Genomic DNA, 15,469 nt, shown 5'->3' on the forward strand with positions numbered 1-15,469 from the left:
CAGACGCAGAAGGTGTGAGGAGGCAACCGGTGACGACCGCTGGACCGCCCGTGAAGGGCCGTTCGACCCGGCAGCGGGCTGCCGTGGCGGCGGCCCTGGACGAGGTCGACGAGTTCCGCAGCGCGCAGGAGCTCCACGACATGCTCAAGCACAAGGGCGACTCGGTCGGCCTGACCACGGTCTACCGCACGCTCCAGAACCTCGCCGACGCCGGTGAGGTCGACGTCCTGCGCACCTCCGACGGCGAGTCCGTCTACCGCCGCTGCTCCACCGGCGACCATCACCACCACCTCGTCTGCCGCGTCTGCGGCAAGGCAGTGGAGGTCGAGGGCCCGGCGGTGGAGAAGTGGGCCGAGGCCATCGCGGCGGAGCACGGCTACGTCAACGTGGCGCACACGGTGGAGATCTTCGGCACGTGCGCGGACTGCGCGGCGGCCTCCGCCGGCTGACCCCAGCGCGTCAGACCCGGCTCAGGTTCCGGTCGAGGATCCCGCGCAACCGGTCCACGTCGGCGGGGTCCGCGACGCCCCGCTTGGGCAGCACCGTGAAGCAGGTGGCGTTCTTGTCGTCGCTGTACAGGACGAACAGCTCCTTGGTCTCCCGGTAGCGCGGCTGGGCCGCGAAGCCCACCGAGGTCGAGCTGTGCTCGGTGACCACCGTCAGGCCCGCGTCCGACACCGTCGCCCGGTAGACCCCGTTGCGGGCGGCGGCCTTGAACACCTGGCGGGCCGTCAACCAGGGCTGGCACAGCACCAGCGCCACCGTCAGGGGCATCCAGATCAGCAGAAACGGGTGGGAGTCCCCGCCGCTCACCGCAGTCGCGAGGTTCAGCACCCAGGCGAGCGCGATCAGTACCAGCGCCACCTTCTGGAGCCGCCCCGCACGATTGAAGCGCCGGCGCTCCCGCAGCGCCCCCGCGTAGTCCCCGACGACCGGCTGGTACGCCAGCTCGACCACGCCCTGTTCGGCGTCCCGCCCCATGTTCATGACCATGAGGCGGGATCGTACGCCCACCGCCTACGCACGGCCGAAGCACCTCTCCAGTTCGTCCAGGTCGTAGAACGTGCTGCCCTTCGCGACCGGCTCGCAGCCCGTCTTGAACGCGGTCTCCTTCTCGTTGTAGAGCATCCGCACCAGCCAGCGGTCGCCCTTGCGGAAGACGTCCCACTGGATGTTCGCGCCGAGCGGCGAGACCGAGGCGCCGCGCCACGGGTTGGTGGCGTACGTGTACGGCTGCTGCGCGGTGACCGGCTGGGTGCTGCCCGGCAGGCCCATCAGCGCGGCCAGCGGGATGATCTCCTCGGCGTGGGAGAAGCGGAGTTCGGCGCCGAGCGTGCTGGTCCCCGCCCGCTCCGCCTCGACCTGCTGGAAGAAGTCGTCGAGCAGGACGTCGGCCATCTTGTACGTGATGTCGCTGTCCGCGAAGCCGGGACCCTTCTCGTAGAAGTCCTCGGCGTCGGAGAAATAGCCGAACCAGGCGGCGTCCGAGCGCGAAATGTACCGCTGCATGCCCCAGCCCTTGCCGTCCGGGCTCTCCTCGCTCATCGCGGGGGCGATGGCGTAGAGGTTGTAGACGGCCTGGGCGGCGGCGACCTGGTCGGCGGCGCTGAGCTGCTCGACGAAGGCGGCCGTGAAGAGGCGGCGCAGGACGTTGCGGGCGGCCTCGTGGGTGCGGGGCTGGTCGGTGATCGCCTTCAGGGTCGCGGCGAGCCGCTGGTCGTGGTCGATGTAGTCGCGGTAGGCGGCGCCGCCGGCGGCCTTGTGGAAGTAGAGCAGGTCCTTGTCGGTGCGGGTCGCGCCGATCAGCGGCTTCAGGGCCGGGTCGGTCGCGGCGAGCTCACCGGCGTACTCGTTCGCGCTGTCGATGGCGCGGCCCTGCCCGGAGCTGACGACGTCGATCTTCTCTCCGTCGGCGGCGATCCGCGCGAAGAGGGAGGGCAGCCGCCGCTGCATGCGCGCCGCGGTGTCCCGCATCTCCTGCTTGCCGCGCGCGCTGAGGTTGCCGTAGCCGACCTTCGCCATGGCGGCCTGGAGGGCGCGCACCGTGGGGCCGAACTCCTTGCCCTTCCGGGTGAGTTGGCCCGCGGTCTCGGCCTTGTCCCACAGCGCGAGGACGAGATCGCCGTCCTCGCTGTCGGAGGCGGCACGGGAGCCGTGCCGGGAGACGTTCTCCGTGAAGACCGGGGTGAAGCCGGCGGGCGGGCGCTGGTAGGAGTGCGCGCTCTGCGCCGGGGCGTACGGGGCCTTGGTGCCGTAGCTCGTGGCGTGGGCGGGCTGGTGCGCGGCCTGCGCGGGCAGGGCCGCGACCAGCAGGGTGCCCAGGGCGAGGGCGGCGGGGAGAACGCGGTGCGTGACCTTCATGGCCGGATCGTGCGCGACCCCCGTGAACGCCGAGTGGCCGCGACATGGCCATGTCCCCGATCAGGGAGCGGTCTGCTTGCCCTCCATCGCCAGCAGCTCCTCGTTGGGCAGGGCGCCGCCGAAGCGGCGGTCGCGGGAGGCGTACTCGACGCAGGCCCGCCACAGGTCGCGGCGGTCGAAGTCGGGCCACAGGACGTCCTGGAAGACCATCTCGGCGTACGCGCTCTGCCACAGCAGGTAATTGGAGGTGCGCTGCTCGCCGCTGGGCCGCAGGAACAGGTCCACGTCCGGCATGTCCGGGTAGTAGAGGTACTTGGCGAGGGTCTTCTCATTGACCTTGGAGGGGTCGAGCCGGCCCGCCTTCACATCCTCCGCGAGCGCCTGCGCGGCGTCCGCGATCTCGGCCCGGCCGCCGTAGTTCATGCAGAAGTACAGCGTCAGCTTGTCGTTGCCCTTGGTCTGCTCCTGGGCGACCTGGAGCTCCTTGGCGACCGACTTCCACAGCTTGGGCATCCGGCCCACCCAGCGGACCCGGATCCCGAGCTCGTCGAGCTGGTCCCTCGTCTTCCGGATGAAGTCCCGGTTGAAGTTCATGAGGAAGCGGACCTCGTCGGGCGAGCGCTTCCAGTTCTCGGTGGAGAAGGCGTACAGCGAGATGGCCTCGACGCCCATCTCGATGGCGCCCTGGAGGACGTCGAGGACGCGCTCGGCGCCGACCTTGTGGCCCTCGGTGCGGGGCAGCCCGCGCTCCTTCGCCCAGCGGCCGTTGCCGTCCATGACGATCGCCACGTGGTTCGGGACGAGCTCGCCGGGGAGCTTCGGCGGGCGGGCGCCGGAGGGGTGGGGCTCGGGCGTCCTGTACTCGCGGCGCTGGCGCCCCAGGAAACCACGTACGACCATGTTGCTTCGTTCCTCTCCGGCTTACTTCTCTACGTAACGCAGCGAGCGCAGCCCGCGTTCCAGATGCCAGTGCAGGTAGGCGGAGACCAGTCCGCTGCCCTCCCGGACGTACCGCGGCTCGCACGCGTCCGCTGTCCCCCAGTCTCCCGTAAGCAGCGCGCCGAGGAGTTCCAGGGTCTGCGGAGAGGGTACGACGCTGCCGGGCACCCGGCAGTCCACGCAGACGGAGCCTCCGGCGCCGACGGAGAAGAACCGGTTCGGCCCGGGGAGCCCGCATTTCGCGCAGTCGCCGAAGCTGGGGGCGTAGCCGTTGACGGCGAGGGAGCGCAGCAGGAAGGCGTCGAGGACGAGATGCGGGGCATGCTCGCCATTGGCCAGCGTCCGCAGCGCCCCGACGAGCAGCAGATACTGCTGTACGGCGGGTTCGCCCTCGTGATCGGTGAACCGCTCGGCGGTCTCCAGCATCGCGGTGCCGGCGGTGTAGCGGGCGTAGTCGGAGACGATCCCGCTGCCGTAGGCGGCGATGGTCTCGCTCTGCGTGCACAGCGGCAGCCCGCGCCCGATCAGCTCGCTGCCGCGCGCGAAGAACTGCACGTCGACATGGGAGAAGGGTTCGAGTCGCGCCCCGAACTTGGACTTGGTCCGCCGCACACCCCGCGCGACGGCCCGCACGCGCCCGTGGCCCCGGGTGAGGAGGGTGATGATGCGGTCCGCTTCTCCGAGCTTCTGCGTCCGCAGGACGATGCCGTCGTCCCGGAAAAGGCTCATGGGGTCATTGTCCCGTACGTCGAGGGGTCGGCGGGCCCGGTCGGGGTGGCTGATGGTGTCGGCGTACTCACGCGGACCCGCACCCTACGACAGGGCGGTCACGGCCCCTCACCCCGGCTGCGGGCGTTGGCGTACGCGGTCGCCGCGCTGAGCCGCTCGGCCGGGGTCGCGTACCGTACGGCGTCGGGCGCGACGTCCCACTCCTTGCCGCCGCCGTAGGGTCTGAGCTGGAGGTAGGGGCCCTCGTGCCCCATGACGATGCCGAGCCGTCCGGTGCGGGTGTCCACGACGTGACTGCCGACGGGGACCCTCATCGAGACACCGGACAGCGTGCGTCGCGCGCCCCACCTACCGGTTCGCCCCGGAGCTTCTCCGACGCCGCCCGCAGTTCCTTCACCGGCTCCCTCACTTCTCCGACGCGGCACGCCGCATGATGTTCCTCCACGTCCCTCCCCGGCTCCCCCGGATTTCACGCTTCACCTCTCCGGGCCGAGCCGGTTTCCCTACACTCGGCAGGAGTCTGTGCGCCGCCGGTGCGGATCAGGGGTTCGAGGCGTCGGGGCCACCCGACTTGTCGGTGGCCTCGCCCGGCTGGATGAGGATCATGGGGTCGTTGCCCTTCAGCTGCTGCCAGAGGCCGACGAGGGCCACTACCTGGGCGACGAGGAACGCCAGTTGCACCGAGGCCGTCCGCAGCTGGTAGATCGACAACAGCAGGGACGCCTTGGTAGGCCAGTAGATGCCCTCCTGACGGAATGTGTCGATGTCCATGACCACGCCCGTCACGGTGAGGACGAACAGGGTCAGCGCCAGATCGAGGGCCCAGGTGCCGAAGGCCTGGCCGGTCGCCCGGGTGAGGATCCAGTGGGCGGCGACGGGGACGGCGTACACCAGGAACAGGCCCAGGGCCTTGGCGGGGCCGCGGCGGCCGGGCAGCACGCGCCACAGCGCACCGAGGACGAAGCCGAGGGCGGCTGCCCAGAGTTCCAGGCCGGCCGCGTTGGCGAGTAGGCCGACGATGCCGAGCTCGTCCCTGGTCACGCTGTCCCACAGCGACCCCCGGATGTTGTTCGCCCAGAACGAGACGGCATTGGCGGGCAGAGCGATCAGGGCGGTGAGCAGGGCGGCGCGGCAGGCGTTCTGCCACCAGGTCGCGCGCGGCCCCCAGGCGAGGGCGAGTTCCACGACGTCCACCGACTCGGGCAGCCGGACGCCGGCGAACGGGGCGGTGGCACCGGGTGGGTTCCAGTGGTGCAGGGCGTCGAGATCCTGTTCCATCTGCTGCCGCTTGCCCTCCGGGTCGCCCTGCTCCAGCCGGCGCAGCCGCGAGTGGAGGTCCCGATAGGTGCGGGCGGACTCGATGAGCCAGCTCCGGTCGGACTCCCGAATCGCGTGCCGCAGCATTTTGTCCGGCTGGTTCGGCAGCGGCTTCTGCCACAGCACCGCACGGCGCCGGCCGAGAGCGAGCAACAGGAAGCCGGTGAGCAGGGTGACCGGCACGGTGATGGGCGACAGCCACAGGCCGACGTACCAGCCCGGGGTGGGCCAGACGAACTGGAAGGAGAAGAGGGCGAGGACGAGGAGCGTCGTCCCCTCGGGAGCGACCGGGTCGTCGTGGGGAGCGGCCGCGCGGGCGGCGAGGACCGCGAGGAGCGCCGCGGTCAGGCCGTACCACCAGCACACTGTCACGAACCACCAGAGGGACAGGTCGGAGGGGAACCAGGCCAGTTGGTTGTAGCGGTAGACGAAGCGCCACAGCTCCCAGAAGTCGTCCCGGGTGCTCAGCCAGGTGGTCTGGGACCAGGTGTTGTGTGTGGCCCACAGGGTCAGGGCGGGCAGGACCACCGCGCCGACCGCGCAGACCGGCAGGACCCACCGGGGGAGGGTGCCCCGCGGCGGCGTCCCGGTGTTCTGGATCTCCGCTCCCGCCCTGATCCGCCGGAGCGCCGACACCCCGCCGACCATCCATACGAAGGCGATACAGACGCAGGCGAGGGCGAGCCACCAGAACCCGCCCGTCCGCTGCGCCCGCAGGACCTCGTCGGTGATCGCCTGGTCGAGCCAGAAGCCACCGGGCAGCCCGAACCAACCGGGGCGTACCGCCACCACGAGGGGATACACGCCGGCCACCGCGACGGCCACCCGGGCGGCGACCTGGGGCCTGCCGAACAGGGACGGCACGATGCCGAAAACCACGCCGAGCACGAGGTTCCAGGCGACGCGATGGCTGTCCCACCAGGTGGACAGCCGGGGCAGATCGTCCGCCAGCTCGAAGAGCAGCGACATGACGAACATCAGCCAGACCCACAGGAGCAGGTTGCGCCGGGTGGCCGCCTCCGCGGGAGTCCGGAGGGTCGGGGCCGGGGACCGGGACAGCCGCCGGACCAGCAAGAGGGCCACGGGAAACAGGGCGAGGTCCCAGGAGACCCAGGTGACCGACCGCACCAGATACCAGGGGGCGCCTTCCTCCCAGCGCAGGGCCAGTGCCTTGGTGGCCGGCGGCTGCATCCGCACCCACAGCGCCGGCATCGGCATGTCGGACTTGGCCCAGGTCCAGGTCAGTTCGTTCGCCGAGCCCTTGGTGGGCATCGGCCAGATGTCCCGCGCGCCGCGGTTGCCGAGGTCGACGGAGATCTCCCGCCACCAGGACTGCGCGAGCGCCGGCGGGCGTTCCAGGGAGAGCGTCCACAGCCGCTTGCCCGGTGTGATGCGCCAGGGGCCGAACCAGCGGTCGGTCAGGCTGTCCACGGAGCTGACGGCCCGGTACTTCACCGTGATGGTCTTCGCGCCGACCGTCACCCGGGGCGGCCAGGGCCGCCACTCGGTGTCGCGGTACGGGTAGTCGTCGTAGGTGTCGTGCACCAGACACCGCATCGCTGCCCGGTAGGCCGCCGCGTCCCCGTTGAGCAGCAGATCGTCGGAGAGCGGCCAGGACTTCGGCACCTCCACGATCATGTCGGCCTCGGCGCGTGTGTAGTCCTCGCCGTCGTGCTTGATCCGCACCGAGCTGGTCACCTCGGCGTCCCGCAGCGCCCGGGACTCGCACGGGTCCGCCTCCTCGGCCGACGCCGTCCCGGCCCCGGCCGACACGAACAGCATGATCAGCCCCAGCACGAACACCGGCAGCAGAAACTTACGCATCCCCCGTCCCCTCCCCGCCTCCATGTATACCCGCAAGCGCGGGGTGGCACTGCCGGTAGCTGATCACTGGGGTAAACCCCCGTGGGGACAAGGCAGTTGGCCGGATGGGGGCGGGCGTGAAGATCCGGAAGGCTCTACGGCATGAAGCAGCTGACCAGGAATCTCGTCCAGATCGCCGTCGCCTCCGGGATCGTCCTCGGGGCTCTCACGCCCCTCACCGCCTCCGCCGCGCCCGCCCTGGAGTGGGGTAAGTGCGCGGGCGGCGGGCTCGATCCGCGTCAGCAGTGTGCCTTGCTCGACGTGCCCATGGACTACGCCCATCCCGATGGTCCGCGCATCGGGATCGCCGTCTCGCGGATCGTCAGCGAGAAACCCGCCGCCCGGCGCGGGGCGCTGTTCCTGATCCCCGGTGGGCCCGGCGGGTCGAGTCTCAACGACCCTTCCGGGAAAGGGCAGAAGCTGCCGCAGGAGGTGCGCGACGCCTACGACCTGATCGGCTTCGCGCCGCGCGGGCTCGCGCCCTCCACCTCCGTCGACTGCGGACTGGACCGCGGCGACCTCGCGCTGACCGCGTCACGCCCCTGGCCCGCCGCGGACGGCTCCGTGGACGCGAACATGGCCACCGCCCGGCGGATGGCCGAGGCCTGCGAGCGCAACGGCGGTGAGCTGCTCAAGCACCTCAGCACCCGCAACGAGGCCCGCGACCTGGACCGGCTGCGGGCCGCGCTGGGCGAGCGGCGGATCTCCGCGTGGGGAGTGTCGTACGGGACGTACGTGGGCGCCGTCTACGCCGAGATGTTCCCGGGCCGCACCGACCGGTTCGTGCTGGACAGCAACGACGACCCCGACCCCACCCGGGTGGCCCGCGCCTGGCTCGCCGGGCACGAGCAGGGCGTCGAGGACACCTTCCCCGAGTTCGCCCGGTGGGCCGCCGCGCCCGGCAATCCGTACCGCGTCGCCACAACGGCCGCCGAGGTGCGCCCCAAGTTCCTGGCTCTCGCGGCGCGCCTGGACCGCGAGCCCCTCCCCTGGCCCGGCGCCAACCCGGCCGAGCTGAACGGCAACATGCTGCGCCAGGCCATGCTGAGCAGCCTCTACGACCCCGACGACTTCCCCGCGCTCGCGCAGCTGATGCTGGCCGCCGAGAAGGGCACGGTGCCGCCCGCGCCGGCCTCGCCGCCCGACGCCGTCCTCCAGAACGTCTCCGCCGTGGGCGCCGGGACGCTCTGCAACGACGTGGCCTGGCCGACCTCAACGGCCGTGTACCGCAAGGGAGTCGAGGAGAGCCGCGCCAAGTTCCCGCTCACCGCCGGCATGCCCCGCAACGCGATGGTCTGCGCGGCCTGGCCCTGGGCGCCCCAGGAGCCGCCGGTACGGATCACCGACCGAGGGCCGTCCACCATCCTCCTCGTACAGAACGAACGGGACGTCGCCACCCCCGTGGGCGGCGCCCTGAAGCTCCGTACGGCGCTCGGACGGCGGGCGGTCATGGTGACCGTGAACTCCACGGGCCATGACGCCTACCTCGACAACGGCAACGCCTGCGGGGACGCGGCGGTGACCCGCTTCCTGGCCACGGGCAGGCGCCCCGCCGCCGACCTCTACTGCCGCTGACCCGCCTTCCCGTAGGCCCGGGCCACGGCGTGGAACGCCGCCTTCGGCTCCCAGTGCCAGGGCGAGTCCGGGTCGCCGGGGCGGTCCTGGATCGCCTTGGCGATGCCGTAGCTCGCCAGGTCGAGGTCGTGGCGCGGGTCGCCGGGGCGGTGCGGGGCGTCCGCGGTGAGGAACTCGAAGACCATCGCCGCGTAGAGGTTCATCGACTCGAAGACGTCCAACAGGTCGGCGAGATAAGCGGCTTGGGTGCGCTCGCTGCGGACCGGGACCGGGTCCTTGATCTCCTCCGGCGTCTTGCGGTGGTCGACGATGTCCCAGCCCATGCCGCCCGTCTCAGGGGCGCCACGGTAGGCGCAGGTGCCGAACTCGGTGATGGCGAGGGGCTTGCCGTGGCGCAGGTACTGCCTCAACTCCCGTACATAGGCGGAGCGTCGGGGGAAGTACGAGTAGTAGTCGACGCCGACGATGTCGAAGAGGTCCCAGTCGACCTGGTCGATCTCCGGGGCGGAGGCGTAGCTGAGGCTGCCGTGGAAGACCCTGCGGCCGAGCCGCGCCGCCTTCGCGGTGAAGCGGGCGAGCCGGCGCTGCATCGCGGGCCGGTCGAGGTTCCCGCTCTGGAGGTGGGCGATGCGCTCGAACACGTCGTCCCCGGGGATGATCCCGGGCACGAACAGCCAGAACTCGCAGCCCACGCTGAAATCGACGCTCGCCCCCTGCCGGCGCAGCCGCTCCGCGAACCGGCCCGTCTCCGCGAGGTGTTCGAGGATGTCCCGCTCCGGGACGTCACCGAGGGTCGGCTGGAGCCAGACGTGCAGACCGAGTTCGGCGGCCTCGGCGGCGGTCGCGGTGAGGCGTTCGACGCCGTCGCCGGTGACGTCGACGGTGTTCGCGTGCAGGTCGTCGCGGACGGCGCGGAGGTCACGCCGCATCCGGGCGCTGCTCCAGGCGGTGGCCGGCGTCTCCCCCGCGCCGACGGTGTAGACGACGCCGCGGCGGGTCAGTCCGCTGCGGGCCGGGCCCTTCTCGACCGCCGCGGCGGCCCCCGAGGGCAGCGCGACCCCGATCGCCGCCGCCCCCGTCAGAAACCGCGCCCGGCTGATCCCCTCGGTCTTCCTGGTCATCTCCATACGGCCACTGTGGCGGGCCCGCACCCGCACCGCCGTCCGCCGATGGTCTACGAGCCCGCAACCAAGGAATGACGTACGGCGTCGATCACTACGAAGATCGGCAATCACCCACCGACCGAAGGAGAGCGCGATCTTAACCCGCCGAACCCTCCTGACCGCCGCCACCGCCACCGCCCTCATGACCAGCGCACCCGCCCACGCCTCCACGCCCAAGGGCCTGCGCGAGCTGGAGGCTCAACACGGGGCCCGCCTGGGCGTGTTCGCCCGAAACCTCGCCACCGGCCGCACCGTCCGGCACCGCGCCCGCGAACTCTTCCCGATGTGCTCGCTGTTCAAGACGCTCGCGTCCGCCGCCGTGCTGCGCGACCTCGACCGCGACGGCGAGTTCCTGTCCCGCCGTATCCACTACACGGACGCCGACCTGCCGAAGGAGGGCTCCGACAAGACGCGGGAGCACCTCGCCGACGGCATGACGGTGGCCGAACTCGCCGAGGTGGCCATCACCTTCAGCGACAACGGCGCCGGCAACCTGCTGCTGCGCGAACTCGGCGGCCCCACCGCCATCACCCGCTTCGCCCGCTCCCTCGGCGACCGGGTGACCCGCCTGGACCGCTGGGAGACGGAGCTCAACTCTGCCGAGCCCTGGCGGATCACGGACACGACGAGCCCGTACGCGATCGGCCGGACGTACGGCCGACTGGTCCTCGGTGACGCCCTCGACGGTCCCGACCGCGCCCTGCTCACGCACTGGCTGCGGAGCAACACCACGAGCGGCACCCGCCTGCGCGCCGGTCTGCCGCCGGCCTGGACGGTCGCCGACAAGACGGGCGGCGGTTCCTACGGCACCAACAACAACGTCGGCATCGCCTGGACCGAGGACGGCACCCCGCTGCTGCTGGCCGTCCTGACGACCAAGCCCGCGCAGGACGCCGCCCGGGACGACGTACTGATCCGCGACACGGCGGCCCTGCTGGCGGACACCCTCACGGCAAGGCCCTGAACCGCCGCACATAGCGCCGCTGCCACGGTGTCTCCACCGCGCCCCGGTGGTAGTGCGCACGGACGTACGCGACGGCCTCACCCGGCGGTACGCCGTCCAGTACGGCCAGACACGCCAGCGCCGTCCCCGTACGCCCGCGACCGCCTCCGCAGGCGACCTCGACGCGCTCGCCCGCGGCCCGCTCCCACACCTCGGTGAGCGCGTCGCGGGCGTCCGCGCGATCGGCGGGCAGCCGGAAGTCGGGCCAGCGCAGCCAACGCGACTCCCAGGGGACGGCCGGCGGCCGGTGACCGAGGAGATAGAGGCCGTACGAGGGGGTCGGCGCCCCCGGTGGGAGGGCGTGCCGCAGGCCGCGCCCCCGGACCAGCCGACCGGACGGCAGCCGCATCACGCCGGTGTCGTCCTGGCCCCACTCAGCCTCGGTCATCGCCCTCCGCCTCTCTCAGCGCCGCCTCCAGCAGCGCGCCCGCCGCCCAGCGCATCACGTCCTTGGCCTCCGCGGGGTCGAGTTCGCAGACATCGCGGGTGGTGATGAGGGCCTCGACGCCGTAGACGAGGGTGACGGCCATGAGGAGGCGCCGGTGGAGGTCGGGCGGGAGGGTGCCGGCGAGGGGTTCGAGGGCGGTGCGGGAGAGGTCGAGGCGGAACCGGTTGCGGATGGGGGTGCTGTCGTCGGCGTCCTCGGGCGCACCGGCGTCGGACGGGGTCCAGCGCTCCAGGGAGGAGCGCAGCACGGCTCGCCACACCGCCTCGTCGCCGAGCTGGAGGTCGGCGACGCGGGAGACGAGCTGGTCGACCCGTTCGGCGGGGTCGTCCGGCAGATCGGCGAGGGCCTCGAAGCCGAGGGCCGTGCTCTGGGTCTCGCGCAGCAGGTCACGCGGGTGCGAGAAGTACCGGTAGGCGGTGGCGACGGACACCTGCGCGACCTCGGCGGCGTCGGCGATGGTGACCGGCCTGCCCTCGCGGACCAGGGTGACGGCGGCGTCGACGAGCGCCCGGCGCGTGCGCAGCTTCTGGTTGCGTCGCCCTTCGGACACCCCACCGCGCGCAAGCCCTCCGGTCGCGCCGGTCGCGCTTCCGGTGCGCCCCTCCGTCATGCGAATCCCCTCTTGTAGTGAGAAACTCTTCTCATTACGGTAGCACTGTCTCATCAACGGGGGCCGTGGCCACGAGGGCCGCGGCATGAGCGAGAGGGGGTGCCCCATGGGCACCACACCCGCCGAAATGGAAGTACTGATCGGGACGCACATGCTGGCCGAGGAGAACGGCGACCCGCAGCGCGCGGTCTCCGTCTACACCGAGGACGTCGAGCACGACGTCGTCGGCTTCCCGGGCGACCCGATCCACGGCGTCGACGCCGCACTGGACCGCTACCACCAGCTGGTGAAGGACCTCCGCGTGGAGAAGGCGGAGCGCACCCACACGTACTACGCCGACGACGCGGCGATCACCGAGGACTTCATCACCGCCGTGGTCACCGGCCAGTTCATGGGCATCCCGGGCAACAACCGCCGGATCACCTTCCGGATGCTGCATGTCTTCGAGTTCAAGGAGGGGAAGATCTCCCGCGAGAACGTGTGGCTGGACGGCGCGGCGATCGCGGCCCAGCTGACCGCGCCGCCCGTGTAGGACCGACGACAGGGAGCCTCGATGACCGTCCCCGCCCCGCTGACCGGCGTCGTACCACCCGTCTGCACCCCGCTGACGCCGGACGGCGAGGTGGACGTCCCGTCGCTGCTCCGCCTGGTCGACCACCTGCTGGAGGCGGGGGTGCACGGCCTGTTCGTGCTCGGTACGTCGTCGGAGGCGGCGTACCTCACGGACAGGCAGCGGGAGTTGGTGGTGCGGGCGGTGACGGGTCATGTGGGCGGGCGGCTGCCCGTGCTGGCCGGGGTCATCGACATGACGACGCCGCGGGTGCGGGAGCACGTCCGGGCGGTGACGGCGGCGGGCGCGGACGCGGTGGTGGCCACGGCACCCTTCTACACCCGCACCCACCCGGCGGAGATCGCCCGCCACTACCGCCTCCTCGCGGCGTCGACCGACCTCCCGGTCATCGCCTACGACCTCCCGAGCGGCGTCCACACGAAACTCCCGGCGGAGCTGGTGCTGGAGCTGGCGGCGGAGGGGGTGCTGGCGGGCCTGAAGGACTCCAGCGGCGACCTGGCGGGCTTCCGCGACGTCCTGCGGGGCCTGCGGGGCCACTCCGACCTCGGCGGCTTCGCTGCCCTCACGGGTTCCGAACTGCTCGTCGACTCGGCACTCGCGGCGGGCGCCCACGGCGCGGTACCGGGCCTGGCGAACGTGGACCCCGAGGGTTACGTCCGCCTGTACCAGCTGTGCCGCGCCGGGGACTGGGCCGCGGCCCGCACCGAACAGGACCGGCTGTGCGGCCTGTTCGGCATGGTGCGGACCGGGGACCTCGGGCGGATGGGGGAATCCTCGGCGGCCCTGGGGGCGTTCAAGGCCGCGCTGTACCTCCGCGGGGTCATCGCATGCCCTGCCACGGCCGAGCCTCAGGTGGGGTTGTCGGAGGCGGAGGTCGCGGAGGTGGGGAAGTTCCTGGCGGGGGCGGGGCTGCTGTAATGCGCCTACACACCCCCGGGCGTCACCATCCCGGACTCGTAGGCCACGATCACCAACTGCGCCCGGTCCCGCGCCCCCAGCTTCCCCATGATCCGGCTGACATGGGTCTTCGCGGTCAGCGGGCTCAGCCCCAACACCTCGCCGATCTCCGCGTTGTTGAGCCCCCGCCCCACCAGCGTCAGCACCTCCCGCTCCCGCTCGGACAGGCACTCCGGGCCGCCCGTCACCGGAGTGGTCGCCGTCGGGCTGCTCAGCAAGCGCGCGATCAACCGCGCCGTCGGACCCGGTGACAGCAGCGACTCCCCCGCCGCCACCGTCCGGATCGCCTCCAGCATCTCCGCCGGCCGCGTGTCCTTCACCAGGAACCCGGACGCCCCCGCCCTGAGCGCCTCCACGATGTTCTCGTCCGTGTCGTACGTCGTGAGGACCAGCACCTTCACCCCGGTCAGGTCGGGGTCCGCGGCGATCAGCCGGGTCGCCTCGATGCCGTCGAGGTCCGGCATCCGGATGTCCATCACGATCAGGTCGGCACGCGTGCCCCGGGCCAGTTCCACCGCCTCCCGGCCGGTGCCGGCCTCGCCCACGACCTCCATGTCCCCCGCCGACTCGACGAGCATCGCGAACGCGGCCCGTACGAGCGTCTGGTCGTCCGCAAGCAGTACGCGGATCGTCATCCGGCCCCCTCCAGAGCACCCCTGAGCGGCAGCACCGCCGTCACCTCGAAACCGCCCCCGGCCCGCGGCCCCGCGTCGAGTGTGCCACCCACGCTGCGGGCCCTCTCTCGCATCCCGACCAGCCCGAATCCGCCCTCACCGGGAGCGGAACCCGGGTCCCCCGTCCCGTCGTCCGTGACCGCGAGCCGCAGGGCGCCCTGCTCCTCGTAGACCTCGACCCGTACCACCGGCTCCGCCCCCGCGTGCCGTACCGCGTTCGTCAGGGCCTCCTGGACTATGCGATAGGCCGCTGCCCCCACGGCGGGCGGGGTGTCGCCGGTTCGTACCGTCTGGGTGACCCGCGCCCCCGCCAGCCGGGCCGCCTCCACCAGGTCGGGGACGCCGTCGAGGCCGGGCAGCGGGCCGCGCGTCTCCCCGGCGACGGCGCCCTGTTCGCGCAGCACCTCCAGGGTCGTACGCAACTCACCGCGGGCGGTGCGGCAGGTGTCGGCGATGTCGTTGAGGGCCTTGGCGATCGTCTCCCGGTCCAGGCGCTCGGGGTCGGCGGCCAGGACGTGCGCGGCCACCGAGGTCTGGACGCCGATCAGGGTGATGGTGTGGGCGAGGAGGTCGTGCAGGTCGCGGGCGATCCGCAGGCGCTCCTCCGCGACCCGGCGCCGCGCCTCCTCCTCACGGGTGCGTTCGGCCCGTTCGGCGCGTTCGACGAGGGAGGCGACGTACTGGCGGTAGTAGCGGACGTCGATGCCGATGAAGAGGACGGCCAGCACCCAGCCGTAGGTGCGCACCAGGTCGGAGGCCTGTTTGTGGTCGCCGAAGGTGAGCATCACGGTCAGGGAGACGGCGAGGCCCGCGGCGCCGACCAGGATCGAGCGGGCCGGGCGCTGGGTGACGGTGACCGTGTAGAGCGCGACGAGCGAGGCGGGGACGGGCGCGCCGTGGTTGTTGTCGAGGGCGTGGTATGGGATGACGAGCACCACCACCGCGGCGAGCACCAGCAGCGGCCGCCGCCTGCGCCACACCAGCGGCACATGGGCGGCGAGGAGCAGGGTCCAGCCCAGCGCGTCCGGGTGGCGGAGCGTGTCGGTGAAGGCCGCGAGGACCGCGGCGACGGCGGCGAGCACGGCCGCCAGCACCGCGTCGTTGCGGGTGGCGTGCGGCGCGGTCCTGGGGTCGCGGGTGAGCGTCGCCGTGACGCGTTCGCCGAGGCGGGGCCGCACCGGGGTGGTGGTGAGGTGCATGGGGGTCATCCTCCGACGGGACGGCGCCCCTCCGGGAGAGGAGGGGCGCCGGTCGGTTCC

At 72.0% G+C, this 15,469-nt stretch carries 16 protein-coding genes; 5 read left to right on the forward strand and 11 right to left on the reverse strand.

The window, feature by feature from the left end; all coding sequences use genetic code 11:
* The first annotated feature begins 29 nt into the window (after nucleotides 1-29).
* Nucleotides 30-449 carry a Fur family transcriptional regulator gene (locus CRP56_RS13970; protein WP_097263875.1) on the forward strand — a complete coding sequence of 140 codons (420 nt, stop codon included), beginning with the start codon at nucleotides 30-32 and terminating at the stop codon, nucleotides 447-449.
* A 10-nt stretch (nucleotides 450-459) separates the two neighbouring features.
* On the opposite strand, the gene CRP56_RS13975 is transcribed toward CRP56_RS13970, so the two are convergent.
* The 6 genes from CRP56_RS13975 to CRP56_RS14000 form a co-directional block, all read right to left on the reverse strand.
* Nucleotides 460-993: a YcxB family protein gene (locus tag CRP56_RS13975; protein WP_097263878.1), complete on the reverse strand. Its 534-nt coding sequence runs from the start codon at nucleotides 991-993 to the stop codon at nucleotides 460-462.
* Between the two features lie 24 nt (nucleotides 994-1,017).
* Nucleotides 1,018-2,361, reverse strand: coding sequence for a histidine-type phosphatase (locus CRP56_RS13980; protein WP_097263879.1), 1,344 nt, complete (start codon nucleotides 2,359-2,361; stop codon nucleotides 1,018-1,020).
* A 60-nt stretch (nucleotides 2,362-2,421) separates the two neighbouring features.
* A complete protein-coding gene (locus tag CRP56_RS13985) occupies nucleotides 2,422-3,261 on the reverse strand; it encodes an isoprenyl transferase (RefSeq protein WP_097263881.1) in 840 nt (279 codons plus the stop codon).
* Nucleotides 3,262-3,282: 21 nt separating this feature from the next.
* Complete coding sequence (recO, locus tag CRP56_RS13990) at nucleotides 3,283-4,029, reverse strand: DNA repair protein RecO (protein WP_059191671.1); 747 nt, start codon at nucleotides 4,027-4,029, stop codon at nucleotides 3,283-3,285.
* Nucleotides 4,030-4,127: 98 nt separating this feature from the next.
* Nucleotides 4,128-4,343 (reverse strand): hypothetical protein, encoded by a 216-nt coding sequence (locus CRP56_RS13995; protein ID WP_097263882.1) that lies wholly within the window; start codon nucleotides 4,341-4,343, stop codon nucleotides 4,128-4,130.
* Nucleotides 4,344-4,569: 226 nt separating this feature from the next.
* Nucleotides 4,570-7,170: a DUF6185 family protein gene (locus CRP56_RS14000; protein ID WP_097263883.1), complete on the reverse strand. Its 2,601-nt coding sequence runs from the start codon at nucleotides 7,168-7,170 to the stop codon at nucleotides 4,570-4,572.
* A gap of 141 nt (nucleotides 7,171-7,311) precedes the next feature.
* On the opposite strand from CRP56_RS14000, the gene CRP56_RS14005 reads away from it, so the two are divergent.
* Complete coding sequence (locus CRP56_RS14005) at nucleotides 7,312-8,784, forward strand: alpha/beta hydrolase (RefSeq protein WP_097263885.1); 1,473 nt, start codon at nucleotides 7,312-7,314, stop codon at nucleotides 8,782-8,784.
* Here the strand turns inward: CRP56_RS14005 and CRP56_RS14010 are convergent.
* Nucleotides 8,772-9,905 carry an abortive phage infection protein gene (locus CRP56_RS14010; protein WP_373559753.1) on the reverse strand — a complete coding sequence of 378 codons (1,134 nt, stop codon included), beginning with the start codon at nucleotides 9,903-9,905 and terminating at the stop codon, nucleotides 8,772-8,774. The genes CRP56_RS14005 and CRP56_RS14010 overlap by 13 nt on opposite strands.
* Before the next feature lie 184 nt (nucleotides 9,906-10,089).
* On the opposite strand from CRP56_RS14010, the gene bla reads away from it, so the two are divergent.
* Complete coding sequence (gene bla, locus CRP56_RS14015) at nucleotides 10,090-10,911, forward strand: class A beta-lactamase (RefSeq protein ID WP_097263890.1); 822 nt, start codon at nucleotides 10,090-10,092, stop codon at nucleotides 10,909-10,911.
* On the opposite strand, the gene CRP56_RS14020 is transcribed toward bla, so the two are convergent.
* Nucleotides 10,895-11,338 carry a protein-tyrosine phosphatase family protein gene (locus tag CRP56_RS14020; RefSeq protein ID WP_097263893.1) on the reverse strand — a complete coding sequence of 148 codons (444 nt, stop codon included), beginning with the start codon at nucleotides 11,336-11,338 and terminating at the stop codon, nucleotides 10,895-10,897. The two genes, bla and CRP56_RS14020, sit on opposite strands and share 17 nt — an antisense overlap.
* Nucleotides 11,325-12,008 carry a TetR/AcrR family transcriptional regulator gene (locus tag CRP56_RS14025; protein WP_257040774.1) on the reverse strand — a complete coding sequence of 228 codons (684 nt, stop codon included), beginning with the start codon at nucleotides 12,006-12,008 and terminating at the stop codon, nucleotides 11,325-11,327. Before CRP56_RS14025 ends, CRP56_RS14020 begins: the two co-directional genes overlap by 14 nt.
* 106 nt (nucleotides 12,009-12,114) lie before the next feature.
* Between CRP56_RS14025 and CRP56_RS14030 the strand changes: the two genes are divergently transcribed.
* Nucleotides 12,115-12,540 carry an ester cyclase gene (locus CRP56_RS14030; protein WP_097263895.1) on the forward strand — a complete coding sequence of 142 codons (426 nt, stop codon included), beginning with the start codon at nucleotides 12,115-12,117 and terminating at the stop codon, nucleotides 12,538-12,540.
* Nucleotides 12,541-12,561: 21 nt separating this feature from the next.
* Nucleotides 12,562-13,497, forward strand: coding sequence for a dihydrodipicolinate synthase family protein (locus CRP56_RS14035; RefSeq protein WP_097263899.1), 936 nt, complete (start codon nucleotides 12,562-12,564; stop codon nucleotides 13,495-13,497).
* Between the two features lie 5 nt (nucleotides 13,498-13,502).
* Here CRP56_RS14035 and CRP56_RS14040 read toward each other — a convergent pair whose 3' ends face one another.
* Together CRP56_RS14040 and CRP56_RS14045 are read right to left on the reverse strand one after the other, a co-directional pair.
* On the reverse strand, nucleotides 13,503-14,171 hold the full coding sequence (locus CRP56_RS14040; protein WP_097263901.1) for a response regulator transcription factor: 669 nt from the start codon (nucleotides 14,169-14,171) through the stop codon (nucleotides 13,503-13,505).
* Nucleotides 14,168-15,409: a sensor histidine kinase gene (locus CRP56_RS14045; protein ID WP_257040779.1), complete on the reverse strand. Its 1,242-nt coding sequence runs from the start codon at nucleotides 15,407-15,409 to the stop codon at nucleotides 14,168-14,170. The genes CRP56_RS14040 and CRP56_RS14045 overlap by 4 nt, the downstream gene beginning before the upstream one ends.
* Between the last annotated feature and the right edge of the window lie 60 nt (nucleotides 15,410-15,469).

The sequence above is a fragment of the Streptomyces sp. TLI_55 genome (assembly GCF_900206255.1).
Classification (GTDB): Bacteria; Actinomycetota; Actinomycetes; order Streptomycetales; family Streptomycetaceae; genus Streptomyces; species Streptomyces aquilus.